Raw genomic sequence first — 16,993 nt, 5'->3', positions numbered from 1 at the left:
CATGACATCGCTTTCCCGGGAACTCCTCATCATCAACAAGCGCGGCCTTCACGCGCGCGCCTCCGCCAAATTCGTGCAGATGGTCGAGACCTTCGATGCCGCCATCACCGTCTCCAAGGACGGAATGACGGTCGGCGGCACGTCGATCATGGGCCTGATGATGCTGGCCGCAAGCCCAGGCTCCAGCGTCGTCGTCTCGGCGAGCGGCAGCCAGGCCGAGGAAGCCCTCGAGGCCCTGGACCAGCTGATCCAGAACCGGTTCGGCGAAGAGATGTGAGCGACGGCCGAGCTCATATCAACATATAAAGACTTCTTTATATCCTTATTGCCTTCCCATCGGAAGCCTGCTAAACGGCGGACATGCCGTGCGCTGAAGCGTGTCGCATCGAACCTGGTTCATGCAATGCGGTTCGGCTCTTTGGTGTTATGCATCTCGCGTTCCCGGAACCGCTGTCCATAGCCGGGCGACATGCATCGGCACGCGGCCTATCCGTCGCGCGGTCATCTTCGCGCCTGCGCCAATTTTTGAGACGTTTTTCAGCCTGGAGACCTCTATGAGCACTGAAAAAGATTATGTCGTCGCCGATATCGGGCTTGCGGATTTCGGCCGCAAGGAAATTACGATCGCCGAAACCGAAATGCCGGGGCTGATGTCCTGCCGCGCCGAATTCGGCGACGCAAAGCCGCTGAAGGGCGCGCGCATCACCGGTTCGCTGCACATGACCATCCAGACTGCCGTGCTCATCGAAACGCTGGTGGCGCTCGGGGCCGAAGTCCGCTGGGCTTCGTGCAACATCTTCTCGACGCAGGATCATGCCGCTGCCGCAATCGCTGCTGCCGGCGTTCCCGTTTTCGCCATCAAGGGCGAGTCGCTCGAGGACTACTGGGTCTACACCGACAAGATCTTCCAGTGGGCCGACGGCGGCCTTTCCAACATGATCCTCGATGACGGCGGCGACGCCACCATGTATATCCTGCTCGGTGCCCGCGCCGAAGCCGGCGAGGACGTATTGTCCCATCCGCATTCCGAGGAAGAGGAAATCCTCTTCGCACAGATCAAGAAGCGCCTTGCCGCTTCGCCCGGCTGGTTCACCAAGCAGCGCGATGCGATCAAGGGCGTGACCGAAGAAACGACGACGGGCGTCAACCGCCTGTACCAGCTCAGCCAGAAGGGCCTGCTGCCCTTCCCGGCGATCAACGTCAACGATTCGGTCACAAAGTCGAAGTTCGACAACAAGTACGGCTGCAAGGAATCGCTGGTCGACGGCATCCGCCGCGGCACCGACGTGATGATGGCCGGCAAGGTCGCCGTCGTTTGCGGTTATGGTGACGTCGGCAAGGGCTCTGCTGCTTCGCTCTCCGGCGCCGGCGCCCGCGTCAAGGTGACCGAAGCCGATCCGATCTGCGCCCTGCAGGCCGCCATGGACGGTTATGAAGTGGTGCTGCTCGAGGACGTCGTTTCCTCGGCCGATATCTTCATCACCACGACCGGCAACAAGGACGTCATCCGCATCGACCATATGCGGGAGATGAAGGACATGGCGATCGTCGGCAATATCGGCCACTTCGATAACGAAATCGAAGTTGCTGCCCTGCGGAACCTCAAGTGGACCAACGTCAAGCCGCAGGTCGACCTGATCGAGTTCCCCAAGGGCAACCGCATCATCCTGCTTTCCGAAGGCCGCCTGCTCAACCTCGGCAACGCCACCGGTCATCCGTCCTTCGTCATGTCGGCTTCCTTCACCAACCAGACGCTGGCGCAGATCGAGCTCTTTACCAAGCCCGGCCAATACGAGAACAAGGTCTACATCCTGCCGAAGCACCTCGATGAAAAGGTTGCGCGCCTGCATCTCGACAAGCTCGGTGTGAAGCTTACCCAGCTTAGCGAAGAGCAGGCTGCCTATATCGGCGTTACGCCGCAGGGCCCGTTCAAGTCCGACCACTACAGATATTGATCTCATCATCGATATCCACAAGATCTAGAAGCCGCGGCATTGACAAATGCCGCGGCTTATTTTTTGGCCGCTCCCTTTCCGCCGATTCCCTTCCGAAGTATTGTTTTAAGACTTGATTCGTGGCGCCGGACCCCGTCCGACCGCTCCGAAAATGGGATGTCTTGTCGTAATGCGGCACATTGAAGGACGGAGACATACCGCGGATGTCGGAATTGAAAAACAGCCTGCCCGGTCAGGCGGACGACGGCGCTTGCGCCCATCGCCGCTCGCGGACGGCAGGCCAAGGCTATAAATCTGCAGCGGCACACGAGGCCGCAAAGCAGGAGCATGGATCATTGGCGCGCTTCCTGAAAACCTGCGCGGCCGGTACGGCGCTTGCCGCCCTGGCGCGGCCGGTTCTGGCACAGGGCGAGCAGCAGGCGGCGGCCTCGGCTCACCTCTTCACCTCCTCGCAGGTCATCGGCGTTTCCGTCGTCATCGGCGTCATATCCGCAGCCCTGCTTTCGACGCTCTGGCTGGTGCGCCAGCGCGGCAATTTGGAAAACGAGAGCCGGGAAATCCGCTCGGCGCTGTCCGATGCCCAGCAACGCATTTCACAATATCAGGCGCTGATCGCCGACAAGAACCGGCGGATCGTCATCTGGGACGGCAATGCCCGTCCTGAATTGCTCGGCCAGCTTCCGGCGGAGACCGGCGCGCCGCAGGATGGCGAATTCCTGGCCTTTGGCCTCTGGCTGAAATCACGCTCGGCCTCCGACCTGGAAAAGGCGATCGACCGGCTGCGCGACGGGGCGCAGAGCTTCGACATGGTGGTCGAGACCATCCGTGATGAGATTCTCGAGGCGCAGGGCCGAGTTTCCGGCGGACGCGCCTTCGTCCGCTTCGTGGCGCTCAACAATCTGCGCGCCGAGCTTGCCGAACTCCGGATCGAGCGCGACCGGCTGATGACTTCGATCTCGGCCTTCCAGACCATGCTCGACGCGATCGACATGCCGGCCTGGCAGCGCGATCCGGCGGGCCGCCTCACCTGGGTCAACCAGGCCTATGGCGACGCGGTCGAGGCGCGCTCGCCGCAGCAGGCAATCAATGAAGGCCGCGAGATGCTAACGACGGTGGCGCGCGAACGCATTCGCGCGACGACGACGCCGGAATCGCCGTTCCACGACACGATCTCGACGGTCGTGCATGGCAACCGTACATTCTTCGATGTCGTCGATGTCACGCTTCCCGGCGGCTCGGCCGGCATGGCGGTCGACGTGTCCGATATCGAGGCGGTGCGCGCCGAGCTGGACCGAACGCTGAAGAGCCATGCCGAAACACTCGACCATCTCGCCACGCCCGTCGCCATCTTCGACGGCGAGCGCCGGCTGCAATTCTACAACCAGGCCTTCGTTGCCCTCTGGGAACTCGATATCGCCTTCCTCGAAGGCCGGCCGGACAATAGCGAGCTGCTCGAGCGGCTGCGGGCGGCCAAGAAGCTGCCGGACCAGCTCAACTGGAAAAGCTGGAAGGAAGCAGCACTTTCCGTCTATCGCGCCCTCGATACGCAATCGGACCTCTGGCACCTGCCGAACGGTCAGACGCTGCGCGTGTTCGCCACTGCCCATCCGCAGGGCGGCGCCACCTGGGTGTTCGAAAACCTGACCGAACAGGTCGATCTCGAAACGCGCTACAACACGCTGGTCAAGGTGCAGGGCGAAACGATCGACCATCTGTCCGAAGGTGTGGCGGTGTTCGGGCCGGATGGACGCATCCGCCTGTCGAACCCGGCCTTCCGAGCGCTCTGGGGAATCACCGAAGCCGAAGCCAAGCCCGGCACCCATATCCGTGCGCTTGGCGAGGCCTGCGCCCCCTCCTACGACCGGCCGGACGGCTGGAAGACCTTCGCGGAACTGATCACCAGCTTCGACGACGAGCGCCGCTCGGGCCAGGGGACCCTCGAACTGTTCTCCGGCCTCGTACTCGACTACGCCGTCATCCCGCTGCCGAACGCGCAGACCATGCTGACCTTCGTCAATATGACGGACAGCGTGCGGGCCGAGCGGGCGCTGACCGAAAAGAACGAGGCGCTGCGCAAGGCCGACGAGTTGAAGAACGACTTCGTTCAGCACGTTTCCTATGAATTGCGTTCGCCGCTGACCAATATTATCGGCTTCACCGATCTGCTGCGCACGCAAGGTGTGGGGCCGCTGAACGAGCGGCAGGCGGAATATATCGACCATATCTCGACCTCGTCCTCGGTCCTGCTGACGCTCGTCAACGATATTCTCGACCTTGCGACCGTCGATGCCGGCATCATGCGCCTCAACTATGCGGAAATCGATCTCAACGACCTGCTCGACGACGTCTCGATGCAGATCGCCGATCGGCTGCAGGAAAGCGGCGTGGCGCTCGAAATCACCGCGCCCGCCTATCTCGGCTCGATCGTCGCCGATCCGCAGCGGCTAAAGCAGATTCTCCTGAAGCTTCTTTCCAACGCGGCGAATTTCTCGCCGGAGGGCAGCTCGATTTCGCTGGAGTGCCGACGTGAAGGCACGGATTTCGTGTTCTCCGTGAGGGATCGCGGCCCCGGCATCTCGCCCGACATGATTGCGACCGTGTTCGATCGGTTCGCAACCGGCGCTAAAAGCGGAAAGCGCGGCGGTGCCGGCCTCGGCCTGTCGATCGTCGACAGTTTCGTCAGCCTGCATCACGGTGACGTGACGATCGACAGCGAGCCGGGCAAGGGCACGACGGTCGTCTGCCGTATCCCCTCGGTTAATATCCCCCATTCCGCCGCTGCCGAATGACGACCACCGATACGATCTCGCTTTTCCTGAAGGACGAGGCGGCCACCATTCGCCTCGGCGAAGACCTGGCGCTCGCCTTGAAGGCCGGCGATTGTCTTGCCCTTTCCGGCGATCTCGGCGCCGGCAAATCGTCGCTCGCCCGGGCGATCCTGCGTGCCATTGCCGATGACGAAGGGCTTGAGGTCCCGAGCCCGACCTTCACGCTGGTGCAATCCTACGACCTGCGTATCCCGGTTTCGCACTTCGACCTCTATCGGCTCGGCGACGCCAGCGAATTGACGGAGCTCGGCTTCGACGAAGCCCTGCAGAACGGCATCTGTCTCGTCGAATGGCCGGAAATGGCTGCGAGCGAATTGCCGGCCGAGCGTATCGCCCTGACGCTGGCCCATGAGGGCAGCGGCCGCCGGGCAACGATCGAAGCAGCCGGCCAGCAGGCCCGGCGCATCCGCCGGGTCTTCGCGATCCGCGAATTCCTCGACGCGGCCGGCTATCCCGAGGCCAAACGCCGCTTCCTGACCGGCGATGCATCGCTGCGCGCCTATGAAGCGATTTATCCGGACGCTGCTCCGCGAAAAATCCTGATGGACTGGCGCCCGCATCCGGAGGGGCCGCCGGTCTACGACGGCAAGCCCTATCCCAGGGTCGCGCATCTCGCCCAGAATGCCTATCCCTTCGTTGCGATTGCCGATGCTTTGCGCGAACGGGGGTTTGCAGCGCCGGAGATCTATAAGGTCGATTATGAGCAGGGCATCCTGCTGATTGAGGATCTCGGCACCGAAGGCGTGCTCGACGACGCCGGGCGGCCGATCGCCGAGCGTTACCGCCAAAGCGTCGCCTGCCTTGCCCATCTTCATTCCATGCCGTTTCCGCGAGATATCCCCGTTTCCGACACGCACACGCATCACATTCCGGATTTCGATCGCACGGCGATGAAGATGGAAGTGCAGCTTGTGCTCGACTGGCACATCGCCTGGAAGCGTGGTTCCGCACCCTCGGACGCCGAGCGCAAGGAATATCTGGCGATTTGGGACGCGCTGATCGATGAGCTCGCCGCCGCCGAAAAGAACCTGCTGCTGCGCGATTTCCACTCGCCGAATATCATCTGGCGCCCACAGGAGGCCGGCGTCAGGCGGGTCGGTCTCATCGACTTCCAGGACGCCATGATCGGTCCCACCGCCTATGACCTTGCCTCGATCGTCCAGGACGCACGCGTCACGATCGAGCCGGAACTGTTCCGGCAGCTGATGGATGATTATCTCGCACGTCGCCGTGCGCAGGACGGCTTCGACGAAGCCGGATTCATGAAGGCCTGGGCGATCATGTCGGCACAACGCAACTGCAAACTGGCCGGTCTCTGGGTGCGGCTGCTGCAGCGGGACGGCAAACCCGATTATCTCAGGCATATGCCGCGCACGCTCGCCTATCTCAACGTCGCGCTTGAGCATGAGGCGCTTGCCCCCTTGCGCGATTGGTGCGCAAGGGCTGGAATAGGCCAGAGCGAATCATAAATTCCGGATCAAGATGACCATCAGACAAGCCATGGTACTGGCCGCGGGTCTCGGAACCCGCATGCGCCCGATCACCGACACGATCCCGAAGCCGCTGGTGAAGATCGACGGCAAGCCGATGATCGATTATGCGCTGGACGCGCTGGTGGCGGCCGGCGTCGAACGGGCCGCCGTCAACGTTCACCACCATGCCGACCAGATGCTCGACCATCTCGGCAAGTATCGCGGCCTCGAGATCATCATATCCGACGAGCGGGACGGGCTGATGAATTCCGGCGGCGGGTTGGCGAAAGGACTGAGGCTGCTTGAGCGCGACAGTATCTTCGTCATGAATGCCGACCTCTTCTGGATCGGCGAGCTGCCGGGACGGCCGACGAACCTGCAGCGATTAGCCGGATTCTTCGATGCCGAGCAGATGGACATGGCGCTGCTTTGCGTGCGGATCGAAGATACCACCGGTCACAACGGCAAGAACGACTTCAGCCTCGCGGCCGACGGCCGACTGCGGCGTTACCGCGACGATCCATCCAATCCCGTCGTCTATGCCGGCGCGATCGTCATGAACCCGTCGCTGCTCGACGACGCGCCGACAGATGCCTTCAATCTGAATATCTATTTCGACAAGGCGATCGCACGCGACCGGCTTTTTGGCCTGGTGCTCGATGGGCACTGGCTGACGGTGGGAACGCCGGAGGCGATCGGCGAGGCGGAGGAAACGATCCGCAGGTTGCGGGCGTTCGCGTGAGCCATGACGGAGCGGCACCAGCCACGCGTCCTGACGATCCCGGCGGGCCTTCCCTTTTTGAAAACCCTGGCGACGACCCTGTGCGACGGCCGGTTGACGCCGCTCTTCCGGCATGATGTCGACGACCCGCTGTCGCTCGCCGGAGTAACCATCTACCTGCCGACCCGGCGGGCCGTGCGCGTGCTGCGCTCGGAATTCGTCGATCTGCTCGGCGGCCGTTCGGCGATCCTGCCGGTCATCCGCCCTCTCGGCGAAACCGACGATGATAGCGGCTATTTCGACGAGGCGCTGCCGGCGACGATCGATCTCGCCCAGCCGCTGTCGAATACCGCCCGCCTGCTGGAACTGGCGCGCCTGATCCTTGCCTGGCGAAACAAACTGCCGGAAATCGTCCGCCACATTCATTCGGACTCGCCGCTGGTTGCGCCGGCAAGCCCGGCGGACGCGATCTGGCTTGCCCGCAACCTCGCCGAGCTGATCGATTCCATCGAAACCGAGGATCTCGACTGGTCGGAACTGTCGAAGCTCGATACCGGCGATTATGCCGCCTGGTGGCAGCTGACCGCCGAGTTTCTGCAGATCGCAAGCGCCTTCTGGCCGGCGCGGCTTACCGAACTCGGCAAATCTTCGCCGGCCCGGCACAGAAACGCAATTCTCAGGGCCGAAGCCGCCCGTCTTTCGGCGACAAAGCCCGGCGGGCCGATCATCATCGCCGGGTCGACGGGTTCGGTTCCGGCGACTGCCGACCTGATTTCTGCCGTCGCCAATCTGCGCGAAGGCGTGATCGTCCTTCCGGGCCTCGATCTCGCCATGCCCGAAGGGCATTGGCAGATGGTCGCGCCGGAACCGGTGCCGGGCCAGCATACCAATCCGGCCAGCCGGAGCCATCCGCAATACGGGCTGTCATCACTGCTGAACAGGCTGAGGCTGACACGGGCCGATGTCAGCACCCTTGACAGACCGGAGGCCGATCTTGACCGGCGCGCCGAAATCCTGTCCCGGGCGCTCGCCCCGGCAGAGGCGACCAGCGACTGGGGTATATGGAAAAGCGAGTTGCCCGGGAGAGCGCTCACTTCGGCCTTCAACGACGTTTCGCTGATCGAAGCCGCCAACGAGCGCGAGGAAGCAACCGCGATTGCCGTTGCACTCAGACTGGCGCTGGAACGGCCCGGGCAGGACGGCGAGAGCCGGGCAGCGTTGATCACGCCGGACCGCAACCTCGCCCGTCGGGTGATGGCAGAGCTTTCCCGCTTCGGCATCCTCGCCGACGATTCGGCCGGCACGCCGCTTTCGGCCACGCCGCAAGGCAGCTTGCTGCAATTGCTGCTGGAGGCGTCGCTGCGCCCCGGCGACCCGGTGGCGATCGTCTCGCTGCTCAAGCATCCGCTGGCCCGCTTCGGCCTCGAACGCAACGCCCTGACTTTCGCCACCGAAGCGCTCGAGCTGCTGGCGCTGCGCGGCGGCGTAGCGGAAGTGGATATCGGCGCGCTGGAGCCGCTGCTCACCCATCAGCTTGCCGAACAGGCCCTGGACCGGCACGCGCCGCAATGGCGCAAGGCGCTTCCCGCCGAGGCCGCCGATGCCGCATTCGAGCTCGCCGGCCGGGTAAGCCGGGCGACGGAGCCCCTCGCCGCCGCGCTGGTCCGGCACCGGCCGGAGGATCGCGGCAAGACGGCGAGTTTCACGCTTTCCGAATGGGCGCAGCGCACCGGCCGTGCGCTCGAAGCCGTTGCCGCCGATCCGCAGGGCAATCTTGCCGATCTCTGGTCGAACGAGGCGGGGGACGCCCTTGCCTCCCTTCTCGGCGAGGTGATCGACACGGACGGGCAGATGGAGGCCGACGGGCCGCAATGGATCGACATCACGGCGGCGCTTGCCGCCGGCCATGCGGTAAAGCCTCGGGCGCTAAGCCACCCCAGGCTGTTTATTTTCGGCACGCTGGAAGCCCGGCTGCAAAGCGTCGACACGCTGATCCTCGGCGGGCTGAACGAAGGCTCATGGCCCGGACAGAGCGCCAACAATCCGTTCATTCCGCGAATGATGAAGACGGAGATCGGGCTCGAACCGCCGGAGCGGCGCATCGGCCAGCTGGCGCATGATTTCGAGATGGCGAACGGTACCCGCCACCTGATCTATTCCAGGGCGCTACGCCAGGGCTCGACGCCGACAGTCGCCTCGCGCTGGCTGCAGCGGCTGCTGGCACTCGGCGGCGAGGCATTCGAAGCGGAACTCAAGGGGCGCGGCACCCGCTTCCTGCAATGGGCCGGTCTCATCGATCGGGGAGAGACCCAGGCGCCGGCGCAGCGGCCCTCGCCGAAACCGCCGCTGGCACTGCAGCCGCAATCCTACTCCTTCAGCGAAGTCGGACGGCTGCGCCGCGATCCCTATGCCATCTATGCCCGCCGCATCCTCCGGCTCGATCCGGTCGACGCGTTCAATCGCGATCCCGGAGCAGCCGAACGCGGTACGCTCTATCACAAGATCATCGACCGGTTCATTCGCGCGGCCCATGTGGCCGGCACGCCGGAGGCAACAGCGGCGATGGAGCTTATCCTGACCGAGCTTTTCGACATGGAAAAGCTGCCGCCGCATATCGATGCCGTCTGGCGGCCGCGCTTTCGGGAAGTGGCGCGCGCCTTCCTCGAATGGGAGGCCGGACGACGGCCAGCCATCCGCAGGACGCTGACGGAAGTGCGCGGCGGCGTGGAGCTGGAGGCGATCAATATCCGGCTCAATGGCGTCGCGGACCGGATCGACATCACCGGGCCGAACGCCGCCGATATCATCGACTACAAGACCGGCTACAACCCCTCGCCGACGCAGGCACGCGCGCTGCTCGACCCGCAGCTCGCGCTGGAAGCGGCGGCCTTACGCGCCGGCGCCTTTCGCGATGCCGGCAGCCTGACGCCGCAGGATCTGCTCTATGTCCGCCTGCGTCCTGGAAACCGGTTCCAGGTCGATATGGTCAACAATGAAAACGCCGCCCGCAGCGACAAGGCGAAGTCCGCCATCGAGCTTGCCGAGGAATCTGTCGACCAGCTGGTCAAGTTCGTCACCCTGCTGCAATCCGGCGAAAAGGGCTTTACCTCGCGGCTCATTCCGGCGCAGCAATTTGATTTCGGCGGCGACTACGATCATCTCGCCCGCGTCTCCGAATGGTCGACGGCCGAGAATGAGGAAGGCGGCGGCGATGAGTGAGGTAAGTGACCTTCCGACCGATGACGATCCCGGGGCCTGGATCGGCTGGACGACGATCCAGCAGGCGATCGCCTCTGATCCGCTGCGCTCGGCATGGGTTTCGGCCAATGCCGGTTCCGGCAAGACGCATGTCCTGACCCAGCGCGTCATCCGGCTTCTGCTCGCCGGCGCCCGGCCCTCGGCCATTCTCTGCCTGACCTACACCAAGGCCGCGGCATCGGAAATGTCGAACCGCGTCTTCGAACGGCTGGCCGACTGGGTGGTGCTCGACGATGACGATCTCGGTCGGCGGATCATGCAGATCGAAGGGACGGCGCCCGACCGCATAAAACTGGCCGAGGCCCGGCGGCTGTTTGCCAAGGCGCTGGAGACGCCAGGTGGCTTGAAGATCCAGACGATCCACGCCTTTTGCGAGGCGCTGCTGCATCAGTTCCCGCTGGAGGCCAATGTCGCCGGGCATTTCTCGGTTCTCGACGATCGCGCCGCCGCGGCACTGCTTTCCGATGCGCGCCGGGCGCTGCTGACGGCGACCGCGCCGGAAGAAGGCAGCGCCCTGGCAGAGGCTTTCGCCTACGTGCTCAATCTCGGCGACGAATCCGGCCTGGAAAACCTGCTCGGCGACATTGTCGCCAATCGCAACGCGATCCGCCGCTTTGCCGCGGCCGCCGACCAGCAGGGCGGCGTGGACATGGTTCTGCGCAAAAGGCTCGGTCTCGCCGCCGATGACACGGAGAGAGGGATTGCGGCACAGTATTGGCCGCTGCCGGAACTGTCGGGCGGCACGCTCGAACTTTATCTGTCGCTGGCCGATCAAAAGGGGGGTGCCAAGGCGCAGGAGGTGGCCTATGGCCTCAGGCTCGCCGGCCGGGAGCGGGATGGCGCCCGACGCGCCGCGATGCTCGAGAAAATTTTCCTGACGGCGAAGGGCGAGCCGAAAACGGACTCCCAGTTCCTGGTCAAGGCCATGCTTGCCGAAGCGCCGCAATTGACCGAGGCCATCGCCGCCGCCCGCGCGCATGTCGCGGCAAGCCGCGACCGGCTGAAACTGATGCGGATGCACGGCGCCACGCAGGCCGCGCTCGTCCTCGCCGACCGGCTGAATCACGATTACGAGGAACTGAAGAAACAGCGCAGCCAACTCGATTTCGAGGATCTGATCACCCGCACCGCCGACCTGCTGACCAAGAGCGGCGTCGGTCCCTGGATCCATTACAAGCTCGACCGGGGTATCGATCACATCCTTGTCGACGAGGCGCAGGATACCAGTCCGATCCAATGGAGCGTCATCCAGTCGCTCGCCGAGGAGTTCTTTTCCGGCGAGAGTGCCCGGCCGATCGTGCGCACGCTGTTTGCCGTCGGCGACGAGAAACAGTCGATCTATTCCTTTCAGGGGGCGCGGCCCGAGCGTTTTTCCGAAGAGAGCGACCGGACGCGGCGGCGCGTCTCCGACAGCGGGCAGAGCTTCTCCTCCGTGCGGCTGCCGCTCTCCTTCCGCTCGACCGCCGACGTGCTCGAGGCCGTCGACGAGATCTTCAGAACAGCTGACAACGCGCGCGGCCTCAGCGCCGTCGGCGAGCCGGTCGTGCATCGTTCCAGCCGCATCGGACATCCCGGCGCCGTCGACCTCTGGGACATGGTCGCGCCGGAGGCGGTGGTGAAGGAAGAGGATTGGACTGCCCCCTTCGATGCGACGCCGGAAAGCGCGCCCGCCGCAATTCTGGCGCGGCGGATCGCCCATTCGATCGCCGCACTGGTCGGCCGTGAGACGATCGTCGACAAGGGCAAGGAGCGGCTGATCGAGGCCGGCGATATTCTGGTGCTGGTGCGCAAGCGCGACGCCTTCGTCAATGCGCTGACGCGCGCCTTGAAACGGCGCGGCGATATTCCCGTCGCCGGCGCCGACAGGCTGGTTCTGACCAGCCATATCGCCGTGCAGGATCTGCTGGCGCTCGGCCGCTTCCTGCTTCTGCCGGAGGATGACCTGTCGCTCGCCGCCGTGCTGAAGAGCCCGCTTTTCGATCTCTCCGAAGACGACATCTTTGCCATCGCGGCACTGCGGGGCGACAATGAGAGCGTCTGGAGCCATCTGAGGAAATTCGCCGCCGACGGCAACGAACGTTTCCGCGCGGCGGTCGAAAAGCTGGAACTGTTCCTCCGACAATCGAAAAACCTGTCGGTGCATGATTTCTATGCACGCCTGCTGGGCAGCCACGGCGGACGGCGGCAGTTTCTTGCCCGCCTTGGCACCGAAGTCAGCGATATCCTCGACGAATTCCTGACCTTCACCCTCGATCATGAGAGCTCCGGCCTTCCCGGGCTGCAATCCTTCATCTCGACGCTCGAGCTCGAAGCGCCCGAGGTGAAACGCGAGCAGGACAAGGGACGCAATGAGGTCAGGATCATGACCGTGCATGCCTCAAAGGGTCTTGAAGCACCGATCGTTTTCCTGGTCGACGGCGGCTCAAAAGCCTTCACGCATACGCATCTGCCGAAGCTTCGCCTGATCGAGACCGACCCGGACGAACCGCCGATGCCCGCCTGGGTTCCGGTCTCCGATCTCGGCAATTCGCTGACGCAGAACGATGCCGCGCGCATCCAGATACTGGCCGAAGAGGAGTATCGCCGGCTGCTCTATGTCGCCATGACGCGGGCCGCCGACCGGCTGGTCGTCTGCGGCTATCGCGGCATGCGCGCCAACAACGACACCTGGCATATGATGATTTCCACCGCGCTCAGCGAAGGCCACCCGCATGTGGAGGCGGCCAGCTTCTCGGACCCTGACGGGGAATGGCCCGGCATCAGATGGCGCGTGCCGCGGGTGGAGCGGAGCTTCGAGCGTATCAACCGCAGCGAGGCGCGCGACGACGAAATCAGCCTGCCGGAAGGCCTGTTGCGGCCATTGCCGCCACAGGCGGAGCTGCCCCGGCCTCTCAGCCCTTCCGGCGCCGGCACGATCATCGACGAGGACGAAGGCGGCCTGGTTGTCGTTTCGCCGCTCTTTTCGGAGAAGCAACGCAGCGATCGCTCGCTGGAGAAAGGCAGGCTGCTGCATCGCATGCTGCAGGCGCTTCCCGATATTCCGCCGGACGAACGGCCCGATGCGGCGCAGCGTTACGGCGAACGGGCAGCCCGTTTCTGGCCGGAGGCCGAACGGCGCAAGCTGGTCGATTCGGTTCTGAAGCTATTGGACGAGATGGACCTGCAGCCCGTCCTCGGCGAGCAGGCCCGGCCTGAGGTCTCGATCATGGGGACATTGATGCTCGACGGCAGGCGCTATGCCGTCTCCGGCCGCATCGATCGGCTGGCGGTGCTTGATGATCGCGTCGTCATTCTCGATTACAAAACCAATCGGGTGCCGCCGGCGACCGAAGAGGCCATTCCCTTCGCGCACCGGGCACAGCTGGCGATCTATCGCGAGATCCTGGCGCCGCTCTATCCCGGCAAGCGCATCGATTGCATGCTCGTCTATACCGAGAATGCTACGCTCTACACGCTGAGCGAAAAGGCGCTCGGTTTGGCGCTTGCAGGACTGAAGACAAAGTGAAATACCGGACATTGAAAATTCGGCACCGCACCATCACATGTGGTTCAACACCCAATTCCTCTAAAAGGAGCAGCCCATGGCTACCGTGAAAGTCGATATCAATAACTTCCAGTCGGAAGTCCTGGAATCCGCAGAACCCGTCGTCGTCGATTTCTGGGCTGAATGGTGCGGGCCGTGCAAAATGATTGCTCCGAGCCTCGAAGAAATCTCCGTCGAGATGGAAGGCAAGGTCAAGGTCGCCAAGCTGAATATCGATGAGAATCCGGAACTCGCCGCGCAGTTCGGCGTGCGCTCCATTCCGACGCTTGCAATCTTCAAAGGCGGCGAAGTTGCCGATATCTCGGTCGGCGCCAAGCCGAAGACCGCGCTTTCGAACTGGATTTCGAACGCTGCCTGATTGATTGATATCGCATTGATGAAAAAGCCCGGTCAAATGAACTGCCCCCCGAAAGTTGGACATCCACCTTCGGGGGTTTTGCATGTCCAAATACAGCCTGGCTTTCAAGCAGTCTGTTGTTGAGTGTTACGGGAATGGCGAGCGTAGCTATCAAGAGGTGAGCACGCGGTTTGCCATTGATCCTGCGACCGTTCGCAAATGGGTAGCGAGCCATGCTGCGCATGGTTCGGCTGGATTGGTGAAGAAATTCAGCCATTATAATGCTGACTTCAAGCTATCGGTCCTACAGCGGATGTGGGAGGATGGGTTGTCCTATCGCCAGACGGCTGCGATCTTCGACGTTCGCAATGCCAGCTGCCTTCCGGATTGGGAGAGGCGATATGAACGGGGTGGGATCGAAGCCTTGGCCCCGCGCCGCAGAGGAAGACCTCGATCGATGCCCAAGTCGCCTATCATAGCCAGTGGACCAGATGCTCCACACAGTGACGATGCCAAGAGCCGTGAAGATCTGTTGGCGGAGCTGAACTATCTGCGCATGGAGAATGCCTACTTAAAAAAACTGGAGGCCTTAACGCAGCAACGAGCGCCGAAAAAGCGCAAGTCGTCGAAGCGTTAAGGCCGTTCCATCCGCTTGACGGGTTGCTTGCGCTTTCGGGCCTGGCGCGCAGCACGTTCTATTATCAGCAAAAGGCATTGTCCCGGCCCGACCGGCACGGAGTTCTCAAGGAGAGGATCAAATCGATCTTCGACACCCACAAGGGCCGCTACGGCTATCGCCGGGTGACGGCGGCGCTGCGCGGCTTGGGAGAGACGGTCAATCACAAGACGGTTCAGCGCCTGATGGTCGAGAGCGGCTTGAAGTCTAAGGTCAGGCCGAAGAAGTATCGATCCTACAGGGGCGAGGAGGGACGCGTGGCTCCCGATCTCCTCAAGCGGCAGTTCACCGCCGAGCGCGCCAATCAGAAATGGGTGACCGATGTGACGGAATTTAACGTGGCCGGCGAAAAGCTCTATCTCTCGCCGATCATGGACTTGTTCAATGGGGAAATCATTGCGTTCGAAACCGCTAGACGGCCGGTGTTCAAACTCGTCGAAAACATGCTCACCAAGGCCGTGAGCCGTTTGCAAGACGATGACCGGCCGATCCTGCATTCCGACCAGGGATGGCACTACCAGATGCCGGCCTGGCAGCGCATGCTTCAGAAACGTCACATCAATCAGAGCATGTCACGCAAGGGCAACTGTCTCGACAATGCTGCCATCGAAAGCTTCTTTGCCATTCTCAAATCCGAGTTCTTCCACCCCAACGACTTTGACAGCGTCAAGAGCCTGCAAGATGGGGTGGCAGACTACATCAACTACTATAATCATCAGCGTATCAAACTGAAACTCAAAGGGCTGAGCCCTGTACAATACAGGACCCAGCCCCTAAATCTCCCCAGCCTTTAGACCGTCCAACTTTTGGGGGTCAGTTCAAAAGCCGGGCTTTTTCATTTATATTCTTTATTTCGGCGGCGTGCCGTTGTCGGAAAGCACGTCGCCGACGAGGTAGAGGGAACCGCCGACGAGGATGCGCGGCGGCAACGCCTGCGGATCGGTCACTGCTTTTATGGCTTCAAGCGCCTCGCCGACCGTCGACATCGGTTCGGCAACCAAACCGGCGTCATAGGCAGCATTCGACAAGATCACCGGGTCGATCATCGCATCGCTGCCGCGGATCGGCACGCAGAAAACCTTCTCGACCAGCCCGGCGAAGGCCTTGAAATAGCCGACCGGATCCTTGGTGTTGATCATGCCGATGATTAGGAACAGCGGCCGAGACTGGCGTTCCTCGAAATTGGCCATGGCTTCGGCGATCACTTCGCCGGCACCGGGATTATGCCCGCCATCGACCCAGATTTCGGCGCCGGCGGGCGCATGCTGCAACAGCCGGCCATCGCTCAGGCGCTGTAACCGGCCCGGCCATTCGACCGAATTCATCGCCTTTTCCATCATCGTCTCAGTGACGGTGAAGCCCGCGGCCTTGACGGCGCGAATGGCGGCAGCGGCATTGGCATATTGATGGCGGCCGGGAAGGCGCGGCAGCGGCAGGTCGGCAAGGCCGTATTCGTCCTGATAGACGAGCCGGCCATATTCCTCATGCGCCATGAAATCCTGCCCGAAAACGGCGCTTGGGCAATGCAGCCGCTCGGCCGTCGACATCAACACATCGAGCGCGGCATCATATTCCTGGTGACCGATGACCACAGGCAATCCCGGCTTCATGATGCCGGCCTTTTCGGCTGCGATCAGCTCGACCCTGTCGCCGAGATAGGGCTGGTGATCGAGCGAGATCGGCATGATCACCGAAACAGCCGGATCGGAAATGACATTGGTGGCATCGAAGCGGCCGCCGAGACCAACTTCGATGATGGCGGCATCAGCCGGCTGTTCGGAAAACAGAATGAAGGTGACCGCCGTCAGGATTTCGAAGACGGTAATGTGCTGACCGGCATTGGCCTCGGCAACACGGCGCACGGCATCGGCAAACACGGCATCATCGACGAGCTGCCCGCGTCCGCCCGCCACACCGATGCGATAACGCTCGTGCCAATTGACGAGATGTGGCGAGGTGTGAACATGGGCGCTGTAGCCGCCGGCCTCGAGCAAAGCGCGGCAGAAGGCGGTGACCGAGCCCTTGCCGTTGGTGCCGGCGACGTGGATCACCGGCGGCAATTTCCGGTGCGGATTGCCGAGTTGATCGAGAAGACGGGTGATGCGATCAAGCGACAAGTCGAATCCCTTGGGATGCAATCCCATGAGTTTTTCGATCTCGTGCGCTGCCTCACTCACCGCGGTTTGGCCTCTGGGTATCAAT

The 16,993-nt window shown here is 62.8% G+C and carries 9 protein-coding genes and 1 pseudogene; 9 read left to right on the top strand and 1 reads right to left on the bottom strand.

Going from position 1 to position 16,993, the window contains the following annotated elements; all coding sequences use genetic code 11:
- The first annotated feature begins 1 nt into the window (after position 1).
- The 9 genes and pseudogenes from AMC88_RS00175 (at position 2) to AMC88_RS32935 (ending at position 15,585) form a co-directional block, all read left to right on the top strand.
- Positions 2-277, top strand: a complete 276-nt coding sequence (locus AMC88_RS00175; RefSeq protein ID WP_003544133.1) for an HPr family phosphocarrier protein — start codon at positions 2-4, stop codon at positions 275-277.
- A 277-nt stretch (positions 278-554) separates the two neighbouring features.
- A complete protein-coding gene (gene ahcY / locus AMC88_RS00170; RefSeq protein WP_004672622.1) occupies positions 555-1,955 on the top strand; it encodes an adenosylhomocysteinase in 1,401 nt (466 codons plus the stop codon).
- Between the two features lie 203 nt (positions 1,956-2,158).
- On the top strand, positions 2,159-4,744 hold the full coding sequence (locus tag AMC88_RS00165; protein ID WP_004672621.1) for a PAS domain-containing sensor histidine kinase: 2,586 nt from the start codon (positions 2,159-2,161) through the stop codon (positions 4,742-4,744).
- On the top strand, positions 4,741-6,252 hold the full coding sequence (gene tsaE / locus AMC88_RS00160; protein ID WP_064824621.1) for a tRNA (adenosine(37)-N6)-threonylcarbamoyltransferase complex ATPase subunit type 1 TsaE: 1,512 nt from the start codon (positions 4,741-4,743) through the stop codon (positions 6,250-6,252). Before AMC88_RS00165 ends, tsaE begins: the two co-directional genes overlap by 4 nt.
- Before the next feature lie 13 nt (positions 6,253-6,265).
- Positions 6,266-6,997, top strand: coding sequence for a nucleotidyltransferase family protein (locus AMC88_RS00155; RefSeq protein ID WP_064824620.1), 732 nt, complete (start codon positions 6,266-6,268; stop codon positions 6,995-6,997).
- Positions 6,998-7,000: 3 nt separating this feature from the next.
- Positions 7,001-10,195, top strand: a complete 3,195-nt coding sequence (gene addB, locus AMC88_RS00150) for a double-strand break repair protein AddB (RefSeq protein WP_064824619.1) — start codon at positions 7,001-7,003, stop codon at positions 10,193-10,195.
- A complete protein-coding gene (gene addA, locus AMC88_RS00145) occupies positions 10,188-13,739 on the top strand; it encodes a double-strand break repair helicase AddA (RefSeq protein WP_064824618.1) in 3,552 nt (1,183 codons plus the stop codon). The genes addB and addA overlap by 8 nt, the downstream gene beginning before the upstream one ends.
- A 76-nt stretch (positions 13,740-13,815) precedes the next feature.
- Complete coding sequence (gene trxA / locus AMC88_RS00140; RefSeq protein WP_004672616.1) at positions 13,816-14,136, top strand: thioredoxin; 321 nt, start codon at positions 13,816-13,818, stop codon at positions 14,134-14,136.
- A gap of 82 nt (positions 14,137-14,218) precedes the next feature.
- Positions 14,219-15,585 (top strand): annotated as a pseudogene (locus AMC88_RS32935) (IS3 family transposase).
- Positions 15,586-15,639: 54 nt separating this feature from the next.
- On the opposite strand, the gene AMC88_RS00125 reads toward AMC88_RS32935, so the two are convergent.
- Positions 15,640-16,992, bottom strand: a complete 1,353-nt coding sequence (locus AMC88_RS00125) for a bifunctional folylpolyglutamate synthase/dihydrofolate synthase (RefSeq protein WP_170965665.1) — start codon at positions 16,990-16,992, stop codon at positions 15,640-15,642.
- Between the last annotated feature and the right edge of the window lies 1 nt (position 16,993).

The sequence above is a fragment of the Rhizobium phaseoli genome, from assembly GCF_001664385.1.
GTDB lineage: Bacteria > Pseudomonadota > Alphaproteobacteria > Rhizobiales > Rhizobiaceae > Rhizobium > Rhizobium phaseoli.
This window is presented reverse-complemented; position numbering and strand designations above follow the sequence as displayed.